A 12328-nucleotide genomic window follows, 5' to 3' on the forward strand; every position below is an offset into this window, starting at 1 on the left:
TCACATGACGAACGACGCATCCGCCGACGTATCTGACGGCGTATCCGCAGACGTATCCGACGACGCATCCGCAGACGTATCCGCAGACGCGTCCGACGGCGCGTCCGAGGACTGGAAGCGGTGGCACGAGTACCGCGTCGAGACGGTGTCCGCCGCCTACGGTCCGCTGGCGCTCACCGGTACGCACTGGCTGGAGGACTATCCGGACGGGCGACTTCCGGACATCCCCGGGCGGTGGACCGACCAGGAGGACGGGATCCTGCTGACGGCCGCCCCCGAGGACGGTCTCAGCCTGGACGGAAAGCCCTTCACCGGCGAGGTCCGGCTCGACGCCGACCCCGGGTCCGCCGCCAAGGCCCGGGTGGGGCTCGGCGAGCGCCGTTTCGTCGTCCTGGTGCGCGAAGGGATCTGGGGCGTACGCGACTTCGACCCCGCTTCCGAAGCGCGCGCGGCCTTCAAGGGCGTCGAGGCGACGCCGTACGAGCCGCGCTGGTCGGTGCCGGGGCACTTCACGCCGTACGGCGAGAACCGCACCGTACACGTGGAGAACGCGGACGGAGTCGCCCGTGGTCTGGCGCTCGGCGGCATCCTCGCCTTCACCCTGGACGGCGAGGACCTCACGCTCCATGTGTCGGTGGAGAGCGACGGCTCGCTGTGGGCCGTGTTCGCAGACGCCACCAGCGGGGACAGCAGCTACCGCTTCCGGTTCCTGCGTCCCGCGGCGCCCGACGCCGAGGGGCGCACGACGGTGGACTTCAACCGGGCCGTGCTCCCGCCGTGCGCGTTCGCCGACCACTTCATCTGCCCCTTCCCGCCGCCCGGGAACAGCCTGGGCGTGGCCGTCCCGGCGGGGGAGCGCACGTTGCTCTGACGGTTCACTCCTTTGAGCCCTCTGCCCACTCCTCCGAGCCCTCCTGGCACTTCGAGTGCCCCGACGATCCACTCGCAATCCGCACACCCGAATCTGGGAAGATCAACTGCCGCTGGTGGAAGGCAAGTTGAACACTGCACGGCCGAAAGGCGCCCTTGCGCCGGTCGGCCGCGCAGCCGAATACTCCCCCACAGCGCTTGTCAGGAGCACGGCTTGTCCGGAATCCGGTCGGGCGGCTCCGGGCTGCGCCTCACGGGCCCCGACCCCACGCGGGCCCCCTACTTCCCTCGGGAGGAACGACAAGTGAGGATCAAGCGCACCACCCCCCGCAGCGGTATAGCGAGACGGACCCGGCTGATCGCCGTGACCACCGGACTCCTGGCCGCCGCAGCGTTCTCCGTCCCCACCGCGAACGCATCCGACGTCCAGACGTTCAGCGCCACCCAGCTGAGCACGGTGAACAAGTCGGTACTCAAGTCCGATGTCGCGGGCACCGCCTGGGCGGTCGACGCCAAGACGAACCGCGTCGTCGTCACCGTCGACAGCACGGTCTCCAAGGCCGAGATCGCGAAGATCAAGAAGGACGCGGGCGGCGACTCCGCGGCCATCACGATCAAGCACACCCCGGGCAAGTTCAAGAAGCTGATCACCGGCGGCGACGCCATCTACGGCGGTTCCTACCGCTGCTCGCTCGGCTTCAACGTGCACAGCGGGAGCACCTACTACTTCCTGACCGCGGGTCACTGCGGTGAGGTCGCCTCCACCTGGTACTCCAACTCCGGTCACACCACCACGCTGGGCACGAACGTCGGGTACAGCTTCCCGACCAACGACTTCGCGCTGGTGCGCTACACCAACACCTCGATCGCCCACCCGAGCGCGGTCGGCAGCCAGACCATCAGCAGCGCGGCCACGCCCAGCGTGGGCACGACCGTCTACCGTCGTGGTTCGACCACCGGCACGCACAGCGGTCGGGTCACCGCGCTGAACGCCACGGTCAACTACGGCAGCGGTGACGTGGTCTACCAGATGATCCAGACCACGGTCTGCGCCGAGGGCGGCGACAGCGGCGGTCCGCTCTACGCGGGTACCGTCGCCTACGGTCTGACCTCCGGCGGCAGTGGTGACTGCACCTCCGGCGGTACGACCTTCTTCCAGCCGGTCACCGAGGCGCTGAGCTACTACGGCGTGAGCGTCGGCTGACCGACGGTCCCCCGTAGCACGCACAACCGGACCTGCAGCCAGCAGCAGGCGAGCCCCCGTACGCAACTGTCGTGCGGGGGCTCGCCCTTGCTCGGGTGACGGAGTTACCGTCGAAGTACACGCCGGGTACGCGCCTGTTGCGGCACTTGCCCGATGCGCCCACTTCGGACCCTGGGGGGCCGTGATGGTCGAGGAGCTGGTGGCGGCGGGAGTCTCCGTCGCATCCGTGGGGATCGTCTATGTGATGGCCGGGGCCCGGGTCGTCAAACAGTACGAACGGGGTGTGGTGTTGCGCCTCGGCCGGCTGCGCTCGGATGTGCGCGGGCCGGGGTTCACCATGGTCGTTCCCTTTGTCGACAAGCTACGTAAGGTCAACATGCAGATCGTGACGATGCCGGTGCCCGCGCAGGAGGGCATCACTCGGGACAACGTCACGGTGCGGGTCGACGCGGTCGTCTACTTCAAGGTGGTCGACGCTGCGGACGCGGTCATCCAGGTGGAGGACTACCAGTTCGCGGTCTCGCAGATGGCGCAGACCTCACTGCGCTCGATCATCGGCAAGAGCGACCTGGACGATCTGCTCTCCAACCGGGAGAAACTCAACCAGGGCCTGGAGTTGATGATCGACAGTCCGGCCATGGGCTGGGGTGTGCAGATCGACCGGGTCGAGATCAAGGACGTGTCACTGCCGGAGACGATGAAACGGTCGATGGCCCGGCAGGCCGAGGCCGACCGTGAGCGGCGCGCGCGGGTCATCAACGCGGACGCCGAGCTGCAGGCGTCGAAGAAGCTGGCGGAGGCCGCCGGGGTGATGTCCGAACAGCCCGCCGCGCTTCAACTGCGCCTGCTGCAGACCGTGGTGGCGGTCGCCGCCGAGAAGAACTCCACCCTCGTACTGCCCTTCCCGGTGGAACTGCTGCGGTTCCTGGAACGGGCGCAGCAGCCTGCCGCGCCGGCGCCCGAGCAGCCGGTGCGGGCATCGGAGGGCGTTGAGCAATCGGTGCGGGAGCAACCGTCCTCCCTCGCGCTCCCGTTGGGATCGGACCCCGAAGGGTCGAAAACCAGACAGGACTAGACCTCACGGGCTACGCATACGTCACTCGCGCTCGGTGTTTGCACTGCGAACGCACAGGGTGCGATCACACAGGGTCAAGGTGCCGGGGGCGTACGCCCGTTGCTGTACGCGCGTCCTGAAGTCGACCTTGTGAGCTCCCTGTGGGTCTCGGAATAGTGGGCGCCGGTACGCCTTTCGATTCCGTACACCTTCCGGCCCCGGTGGTCCCCACAACCTCCCGGGCCGCCCCCCACAGGAGGACGCGAAGTGAAGCACCGACGTATATCCGGGCGGCGCGCAGCCGTGGCAGGCGGGAGTGTCGTCGCCCTGGTCGCCGCGGGAGTCACCTTCCAGACTGCGAACGCGAGCGAGACACAGAAGAGCGCGGCGCCCCGGGAGCTGTCGATCGTAGCGGCCGGAAAGCTCGCCTCGACGCTCGGCGAGGACCTGGGGTCCGACGCGGCGGGAACGTATTACGACGCGAAGGCCGGACACCTCGTCGTCAACGTGCTCGACCGAGCCGCGGCGCGCGTCGTCGAGGCGGCCGGCGCCCAGGCCAGAATCGTCGAGAACTCCCTCGCCGAGCTGACGAGCGCCCGTACCACCCTCAAGAAGGACGCGACCATCCCCGGCACGTCCTGGGCGACCGACCCGGGTACCAACAAGGTCGTCGTCACCGCGGACCGCACGGTCGGGGGCGCGGCCCTCGTCCGGCTGACCAAGGTCGTCGACCGCCTCGGCGCCAAGGCCGAACTCCAGCGCACGAAGGGGGAGTTCAAGCCCTTCATCGCGGGCGGCGACGCGATCACCGGCTCCGGCGGACGCTGCTCGCTCGGCTTCAACGTGGTCAAGGGCGGGCAGCCCTACTTCATCACCGCCGGACACTGCACCCGGGCGATCTCCACCTGGTCGGACTCCAGCGGCAAGGAGATCGGCACGAACGAGCAGTCCAGCTTCCCCGGCAACGACTTCGGTCTGGTCAAGTACACCTCGACGGTCGACCACCCGAGCGAGGTCGATCTCTACAACGGCTCCGCGCAGCCCATCACCCAGGCGGGTGCGGCGACCGTCGGGCAGTCGGTGACGCGCAGCGGTTCGACGACCCAGGTGCACAGTGGCAAGGTCACCGGCCTGGACGCCACCGTGAACTACGGCAACGGCGACATCGTCGACGGACTCATCCAGACCGACGTCTGCGCCGAGCCCGGTGACAGCGGCGGCTCGCTCTTCTCGGGCTCCACGGCCATCGGCCTCACCTCGGGCGGCAGCGGCGACTGCGCCTCGGGCGGCGAGACCTTCTTCCAGCCGGTCACCGAGGCGCTGTCGGCCTTCGGCGCCCAGATCGGCTGACGCGATCCGTCCTGCCTGCTCAGGGCCGGGTCGACCGGTGTTTGCGCAGGTGGGACGGGCTCGAACAGATGTCGCACACTTGTTCGGAAATTGGTCTATGGTGGGGGTGAGGTCATTGGGAACGAATGTTCGAGAGTCTGGTGAGAGGGCCCTCGGACACGAACGGATACGGACGGGTACGGGAGGTGTGTGTGCCGGGGTTCACGCATCTGCACACCGCCTCCGGGTTCTCCCTGCGGTACGGGGCCTCGCACCCGGAGCGGCTGGCCGAGCGCGCCTCGGAGCGGGGCATGGACGCCCTCGCGCTCACCGACCGGGACAGCCTCGCGGGCGCGGTCCGGTTCGCCAAGGCCTGCGCGAAGGCGGGTGTCCGTCCGCTGTTCGGGGTGGAGCTCGCGGTCGAGGCTCCCGTGCGGGTGGTGGGGACTTCCGCCCGAGCGGACGGGGGTCCGGTACGGGCGGCCGGTGAGCCGGCACGAGGGACCGGCGAGCCCGTACGGGCGGAGCGGCGCCGCGCCCCGGTCCGTGGCGGTGCCTTCATCGACGAGTCGACTCCCCGGGTGACCTTCCTCGCCCGGGACGGCGCGGCCGGCTGGGCCGACCTCTGCAGAATCGTCACGGCGTCGCATGCGGGCGGCGGTCCCGACAGCGGTCCGGGGCGGCAGCCCCTGCTGCCCCGGACGGACAACCACGCCGAAGGGCTGACCGTACTGCTCGGCCCCGCCTCCGACGTCGGCCGCGCACTCGCCGCGGGGCGCCCCGACCGCGCCGCGAAGCTGCTCGCGCCCTGGCGGGAGATCTACGGCGACGCCCTGCGTCTCGAAGCCGTCTGGCACGGCCGCGAGGGCACCGGCCCGGGATCCCTGCGGCTCGCCGCCCGCACCGTCGGCTTCGCCGCCGAACAGCGGGTGCGGCCGGTGCTCAGCAACGCCGTCCGGTACGCCGACCCGGGCCTCGGCCCGGTCGCCGACGTCCTGGACGCCGCCCGCCGCCTCGTCCCCGTCGACCCCCGGCGCGAGCTGGACTCCGGCGAGGCCTGGCTCAAGGGCGAGGCCGCCATGCTGGGCGCCGCCGAACGGATCGTCGAGGCCGCGGGCTACCGCCGTGACACCGCGTACCGCCTGCTCGAACAGACCCGGGCCACCGCCGCCGAGTGCCTCGTCGACCCCGAGGACGACCTCGGCATCGGCACCGTCCACTTCCCCGAGCCGCACCTCGTCGGCGCGGGCCGGCGCACCGCCCAGCGCGTCCTGGCCTCCCGGGCGGCGGCGGGCATGGTGCTGCGCGGATACGACAGCAAGCGGGCCTACTGGGAGCGGATGCACCGCGAGCTGGACATCATCGCCCACCACGACTTCGCCTCCTACTTCCTGACGGTCGCCCAGGTCGTGGACGACGTACGGGAGATGGGCATCCGGGTCGCCGCGCGCGGCTCCGGCGCGGGTTCCCTCGTCAACCACCTCCTCGGTATCGCGCACGCCGACCCGGTCGAGCACGGGCTGCTGATGGAACGCTTCCTGTCCAAGCGCCGCTCGGTGCTGCCCGACATCGACATCGACGTGGAGTCCGCGCGCCGGCTGGAGGTCTACCGCGCGATCATCGACCGGTTCGGCACCGAGCGGGTCGCGACCGTCTCGATGCCCGAGACCTACCGGGTCCGGCACGCCGTCCGCGATGTGGGCGCCGCTCTCTCCATGGATCCGGCCGACATCGACCGGATCGCCAAGTCCTTCCCGCACATCCGCGCCCGCGACGCCCGCACGGCGATGGACGAGCTGCCCGAACTGCGGAAGCTGGCGGGGGAGGTCCAGCGGGAAGGGGGGAAGTACGGACGGCTGTGGGAGCTGGTCGAGTCCCTCGACGCCCTCCCGCGCGGCATCGCCATGCACCCGTGCGGGGTACTCCTCTCCGACGCCTCGCTGCTCGCGCGTACGCCGGTCGTGCCGACCAGCGGCGAGGGCTTCCCCATGTCGCAGTTCGACAAGGAGGACGTCGAGGACCTCGGGCTGCTCAAGCTCGATGTGCTGGGCGTGCGGATGCAGTCCGCGATGGCGCACGCGGTGGCCGAGGTGGAGCGGGCCACGGGGGACCGGCCGGACATCGACGCGGTGGCGCCGGGCGACCCGGCGACGTATCGGCTCATCCGGTCCGCCGAGACGCTGGGCTGTTTCCAGATCGAGTCGCCCGGACAGCGCGACCTGGTCGGACGGCTGGAGCCCGCGACCTTCCACGACCTCGTCGTCGACATCTCGCTCTTCCGGCCGGGACCGGTCGCCGCCGACATGGTGCGGCCGTTCATCGAGGCGCGGCACGGGCGGGCGCCGATCCGCTATCCGCACCCGGACCTGGAGGGGCCGCTGAAGGAGACGTACGGCGTCGTGGTCTTCCACGAGCAGATCATCGACATCGTCGACATCATGACCGGCTGCGGACGCGACGAGGCGGACCGGGTGCGGCGCGGGCTGTCCGACCCCGAGGAGCAGGGGCGGATCCGGTTCTGGTTCGCGCAGAACGCGGCGGCCAAGGGGTACGACGCCGAGACCATCGCGCGGACCTGGGAGATCGTCGAGGCCTTCGGGTCGTACGGCTTCTGCAAGGCGCACGCGGTCGCCTTCGCCGTACCGACGTACCAGTCGGCGTGGCTGAAGGCCCATCACCCGGCCGCGTTCTACGCCGGGTTGCTCACGCACGACCCCGGGATGTATCCGAAGCGGCTGCTGCTGGCGGACGCGCGGCGGCGGGGGGTGCCGATCCTGCCGTTGGACGTGAACCGGTCGGCGGTCGCCCACCGTATCGAACTGGTGTCTGAATCTGTTGGTTCCGGCGGTCGCTGGGGCGTCCGGCTCGCCCTCTGTGACGTGCACGGCATCAGCGAGGCCGAGGCGGCGCGGATCGCGGACGGACAGCCGTACGCCTCCCTGCTCGACTTCTGGGAGCGGGCCCGGCCGAGCAGACCGCTCGCACAGCGGCTCGCGCAGGTCGGCGCACTGGACGCGTTCGGCGCCAACCGACGTGATCTGCAACTGCACCTGACCGAGCTGCACCGGGGTTCCCGGGGCGCGCGCGGCGGTCAACTCCCCCTGTCCGACGGGCGGAAGACCGCCTCCGCCGGGCTGCCCGACCTTTCCTCGGCGGAGCGGCTCAGCGCCGAACTGGGTGTGTTGTCGATGGACGCCTCGCGCAATCTGATGGACGACCACCGGGAGTTCCTGGAGGAGCTGGGCGTGGTGACGGCACGCCGGCTGCGGGAGGCGCGGCACGGTGAGACGGTCCTGGTCGCGGGCGCCAAGGCGGCCACCCAGACCCCGCCGATCCGCTCCGGCAAACGCGTCATCTTCACCACCCTGGACGACGGCACCGGCCTGGTCGACCTCGCCTTCTTCGACGACTCGCACGACGCCTGCGCCCACACCGTCTTCCACTCCTGGCTGCTGCTGGTGCGTGGAGTGGTGCAGCGCCGTGGCCCGCGCAGCCTCAGCGTGGTGGGCGCGGCGGCCTGGAACCTCGCCGAACTGGTCGAGCTGCGCGCCGAGGGAGGCCTCGACGTGGTGGCGGCACGGCTGGCGGAGCCCGCGCCGGAGCCCCCGCCGGAGGGGGCGGGCGCGCGGGAGAGCCGGAAGATCCGGATGTCCACGGGGTACGAGATGCACCCCTGGGCCGATCTGCGTCCCGCGGGCGAAGGGCCCGCGGGAGGAAAGAAGTTGTGGCACCAGAGTCCGGGGAGTGCGGGATGACCATCCTCTGCGTACGTTTCCAGCTGCCTCCGATGTACGAGGCCGCCCTGCCGGGGCTCCTCGGGCTGTTGGAGGAGTTCACCCCCGTCATCGAGGCGCTGCCGCCCGACGGCGCGCTGGTCGATCTGCGGGGCGCCGAACGGTACTTCGGGCGGACCACCGTGGAGTTCGCCTCGCTGATCCGGGTAAGGGCGCTCGCCCGGTACGGGGTGGACTGCGCGATCGGTGCCGGTCCCGGGCCGATGCTCGCGCGGATGGCGCTGCGGGAGGCCATGCCCGGAGTGACCCGGGTGGTGCCCGGGGAACCGGACGCCGTCGCGGAGTTCCTCGCCGAGCGGCCCGTCGCCGCGCTGCCCGGGGTCGGCGGCGCCACCGCCCGCACCCTGTGCGAGTACGGTCTCGACACCATCGGCAAGGTCGCCGCCGCGCCCCTGTCCACGCTCCAGCGCCTGACCAGTGCCCGGACCGGCCGCGAACTGCACGAGAGGGCGTCCGGCATCGACCGCGGCCGGGTCGTACCGAACGCCACCTCGCGCTCTCTCGCCGCCGAACGCCCCTTCTCCCGAGACGAGTTGGACCCGTCCCTGCACCGTCGCGCGCTGCTCTCCGCCACCGAGGAACTGGGCACCCGGCTGCGCGCCCTGGAGAAGGTCTGCCGCACCCTGACCCTCACCGTCCGCTACGCCGACCGCTCCTCGACCACCCGCAGCCGCACCCTCAAGGAACCGACCGCCCACTCCTCCGCGCTCACCGGCGTTGCGTACGGCCTGTACGAGGCTCTTGGCCTCCAGCGCGCCCGGGTCCGCGCGATCGTCCTGCGCGTCGAGGGCCTGACCACCGCCGGACAGGCCTCCCACCAGCTCACCTTCGACCCCGTGGACGAGAAGGTCCGCCGCATCGAGGAGGTCGCGGACCGCGCGCGAGCGAAGTTCGGGCCGCGTGCGGTGATGCCGGGGACGCTGGCCGCGTAGATCCGGTACGGGGGATCAGTTCGCCCACGGGGGAGTGAGGACCGAGCCGTCGGCCAGTTCCGCCTGGAGGCCGATGGATGTGGTGACCCAGGCGGTGGCGGTCTCCTGGGTCGGGTTCTCGATGCCCAGGGTTGCGCCGGGGTTGATGATCACCGTGTCGCCCGCGGTGATCCGCTCGGTGCGGCCGTCGAGGGTGATCAGCAGTTCGCCGGTGAGGAGGTGGAAGATCTCCTCACGGTTGACGGTGTGCACGGGGGCCTCGTGTCCCGCGGGTATCTCGCCGCGCCAGGCGCACAGCTCCTTGCTCCCGCTGAGGGGAGTGGCGTACGAGACGAAACGGACGCCGTGGATCTCGTGGACGACGGCTTCGGACGAGCGGACGACGGGCATGGGTGCCTCCAGGGCCAATGGTCAAGCCGCTTGACTATATGGCTCTATGGTCAAGTGGCTTGACCAGTTAGTCAAGGGTGTTTCAATGCACGCGTGCACAACTCCGAGGCCATGGCCCTGTCCGCCGCTCTGCTCGCCGTCGCCGGTGAGCTGACGCAACGCATTCACGAGGGCGTCGTCGCCCGGGGGTTCGAGGGGATACGGCCCGCGCACGGCTTCGCGTTCGCGCGGCTCGCCCCGGACGGCGCGACGGTCACCGACCTCGCGGCGCACCTCGGGGTCACCAAGCAGGCCGCGAGTCAGCTTGTCGACGAGTTGGTGCGTAAGGGGTACGTGGAGCGGCGGCCGCATCCCGACGACGCGCGCGCTCGGCTGATCGTGCTGACCGAACTCGGCTGGGCCTGTACGCGCGCGGCGGAGGAGGCGGCCGCCGAGGCGGTACGGGCCTGGGGTGAGGTACTCGGGGAGAGTGAAATGCGCGCGTTGCGCGACCGTTTGCTGCGTATCGCGCCCTACGGTCCCATCAGGCCCTCCTGGTGACGGCGCATCGGCCGTGACCACCGCTCTGACCACCACCGGAAGTTTTTACTGACGCGTAACTTCACACTTGGGCTACTCGCCCGTAACTTGACGAGTGAACAGCATCCTGGTGATCCGGATCACAGGGCGTACGTCGTCGCAACTCCCTTGAGCCGCAAGGAGATCACCCGATGCTGCCCTGGAAGCGCCTGCTCAGACCCCTCACCGCACTCCTGCTGACCGCCGTGGTCGCCGTGGTCCCCGCCGCCACCGCCCACGCCGCCGCACCGAGCAGTGGCTGGAACGACTACTCCTGCAAGCCCTCCGCCGCCCATCCCCGCCCCGTCGTCCTCGTCCACGGCACCTTCGCCAACTCCACCGACAACTGGCTGGCCTTCGCGCCCTACCTGGTGGCCCGCGGGTACTGCGTCTTCTCCCTCGACTACGGGCAACTGCCCGGCGTCCCCCTCTTCAACGCCCTCGGCCCCATCGACAAGTCGGCCGAACAGCTTCAGGTATTCGTCGACAAGGTGCTCGCCGCGACCGGCGCGGCCAAGGCCGACCTCGTCGGCCACTCGCAGGGCGGCCTGATGCCCCGCTACTACCTCAAGTTCCTCGGCGGCGCCGCCAAGGTGAACACCTTCGTCGGCATCGCGCCCGACAACCACGGCACCACCCTCGACGGCCTCACCAACCTGCTGCCGTACTTCCCGGGCGCCGAGGACCTGCTGTCCATGGCCACACCCGCGCTCGCCGACCAGATCGTCGGCTCCGCCTTCCTGACCAAGCTCAACGCGGGCGGCGACACCGTCGCGGGCGTGCACTACACGGTGATCGCCACCAAGTACGACGAGGTGGTCACGCCGTACCGCTCACAGTTCCTCACCGGATCCGACGTCCACAACGTGCTGCTGCAGGACCTGTGCCCGGTCGACCTCTCCGAGCACGCGGCGATCGGCCTCATCGACCGGATCGCCTTCCACGAGGCGGCCAACGCCCTCGACCCGGCACACGCCACCCCCACGAACTGCGCCTCCGTGTTCAGCTGACCGCCCCGGCCGGGGCCTGTCCGACCTGAGCCGCCGGACAGGCCCCGGAGTACACCGGGGACTAGCGGCCGCGCCGGCCGCCGGTGGTGTCGCGACGGCGGACCGAGGCGAACAGTGCCGCCGATCCCAGCGCCAACGCGCTCGCTCCGCCGATCACGAGGTACGGAGCGGAGGGGTCGCCGCCGGTCTCGGCGAGGTGCTGCTCCGAGACGCCCGCGGCCTCCGGCTCGCCCGCGGAGCCGCCGGGAGTGGCTTCGGAGGGGTTCTTGTCGGCCGCCGGAGTGACGGTGCCGTCGTGGTGGTCATGTCGAACCGTCGACTTGTCGGCACCGTCGGCTATCCGCCGCTCGGAGGGTGCGGAAGCGGTGGGTGCCGGGATGGTCGGTGGGGGAGTGGTGCCGGTTCCGGCATTGCCCGTACCGCCGCTGCCCTTGCTGCCGCCGCCGGAACCGGCGTTGCCGGAACTCCCGCCGAAGGTGACGTCCGAGCAGGAGTAGAACGCCTCCGGACTGTCCGAGCGCTGCCAGATCGCGTAAAGCAGCTGCCTGCCCGAGCGCTGTGGCAGGGTGCCGGAGAAGGTGTAGTAGCCGTTCGTCGCGACCGGATCGGTCTTCGTGGCGACCGGGTGCGCCAGGTCCAGGTCGGCCCAGGCCGACGGCTTGGACGGGTCGTAACCCGCCTTGGTGATGTAGACGTTGAACGTGCCCTTGTGCGGGGCCGTCACCCGGTACTTGAAGGTGTACGCGCCGCCGCTCACGCTCGTCGTCGGCCAGTCGGCGCGGGCCAGGTCCAGGCCCTTGAACTCGTCGTTGCCCGCGCTGCACAGCTTCCCGTCGGGGATGAGCCGCTGGTGTCTGCCGTTCGCGTCGCCGATCCGGATGCCGTTCCAGTCGTACAGCGCCTGGGTGCCGCCGGCCGCGACGGCCGCCTTGCAGGCGCCGGTTTTCGGGCTCTCGGGATTCTCCGCGTAGCACTGGAAGACCCTGCTGACCGGGTCGCCCATCGTGCCGTGCGCGGCGGCGGGCGCCGCGGCGAGGGCGGTCAGGGCGACCGGGGCGACACCGACGGCGACAGCGACGGTGGCGGCCTTGCGGCGAGCGGGCATGGGGGAACTCCTCGAAACGGTCCTGCGGGGGGTGGCGGACCCGTGGGGGTGATCAGCAAGCTAGCCCGAAGAAGCCGCGAAA

10 protein-coding genes are annotated in these 12328 nt (G+C 70.6%); 8 read left to right on the forward strand and 2 right to left on the reverse strand.

Annotated features, from left to right (window positions below):
* The first annotated feature begins 4 nt into the window (after positions 1-4).
* The 6 genes from OG568_RS38130 (at position 5) to OG568_RS38155 (ending at position 9183) form a co-directional block, all read left to right on the forward strand.
* Positions 5-871 (forward strand): DUF1684 domain-containing protein, encoded by an 867-nt coding sequence (locus OG568_RS38130; RefSeq protein WP_329534830.1) that lies wholly within the window; start codon positions 5-7, stop codon positions 869-871.
* A 303-nt stretch (positions 872-1174) separates the two neighbouring features.
* The gene (locus OG568_RS38135) at positions 1175-2074 is read left to right on the forward strand and encodes a S1 family peptidase (RefSeq protein WP_329536570.1); all 900 of its coding nucleotides are present in this window, start codon (positions 1175-1177) and stop codon (positions 2072-2074) included.
* Between the two features lie 184 nt (positions 2075-2258).
* Complete coding sequence (locus OG568_RS38140) at positions 2259-3149, forward strand: slipin family protein (RefSeq protein WP_329536571.1); 891 nt, start codon at positions 2259-2261, stop codon at positions 3147-3149.
* A gap of 246 nt (positions 3150-3395) precedes the next feature.
* On the forward strand, positions 3396-4478 hold the full coding sequence (locus OG568_RS38145; RefSeq protein WP_329534831.1) for a S1 family peptidase: 1083 nt from the start codon (positions 3396-3398) through the stop codon (positions 4476-4478).
* Positions 4479-4669: 191 nt separating this feature from the next.
* Complete coding sequence (locus OG568_RS38150; RefSeq protein WP_329534832.1) at positions 4670-8212, forward strand: DNA polymerase III subunit alpha; 3543 nt, start codon at positions 4670-4672, stop codon at positions 8210-8212.
* Positions 8209-9183 carry a DNA polymerase Y family protein gene (locus tag OG568_RS38155; RefSeq protein ID WP_329534833.1) on the forward strand — a complete coding sequence of 325 codons (975 nt, stop codon included), beginning with the start codon at positions 8209-8211 and terminating at the stop codon, positions 9181-9183. The genes OG568_RS38150 and OG568_RS38155 overlap by 4 nt, the downstream gene beginning before the upstream one ends.
* Positions 9184-9198: 15 nt before the next feature.
* Here OG568_RS38155 and OG568_RS38160 read toward each other — a convergent pair whose 3' ends face one another.
* Positions 9199-9573, reverse strand: coding sequence for a cupin domain-containing protein (locus OG568_RS38160; RefSeq protein WP_329534834.1), 375 nt, complete (start codon positions 9571-9573; stop codon positions 9199-9201).
* Positions 9574-9666: 93 nt separating this feature from the next.
* Between OG568_RS38160 and OG568_RS38165 the strand changes: the two genes are divergently transcribed.
* Positions 9667-10113, forward strand: coding sequence for a MarR family winged helix-turn-helix transcriptional regulator (locus tag OG568_RS38165; RefSeq protein ID WP_266415718.1), 447 nt, complete (start codon positions 9667-9669; stop codon positions 10111-10113).
* Positions 10114-10283: 170 nt separating this feature from the next.
* Entirely contained in the window at positions 10284-11141 is an 858-nt protein-coding gene (locus tag OG568_RS38170) for an esterase/lipase family protein (protein WP_329534835.1), read from the forward strand.
* Between the two features lie 61 nt (positions 11142-11202).
* Here OG568_RS38170 and OG568_RS38175 read toward each other — a convergent pair whose 3' ends face one another.
* Positions 11203-12246 carry a lytic polysaccharide monooxygenase auxiliary activity family 9 protein gene (locus OG568_RS38175; RefSeq protein WP_329534836.1) on the reverse strand — a complete coding sequence of 348 codons (1044 nt, stop codon included), beginning with the start codon at positions 12244-12246 and terminating at the stop codon, positions 11203-11205.
* Between the last annotated feature and the right edge of the window lie 82 nt (positions 12247-12328).

The organism is Streptomyces sp. NBC_01450, from assembly GCF_036227505.1.
GTDB lineage: Bacteria > Actinomycetota > Actinomycetes > Streptomycetales > Streptomycetaceae > Streptomyces.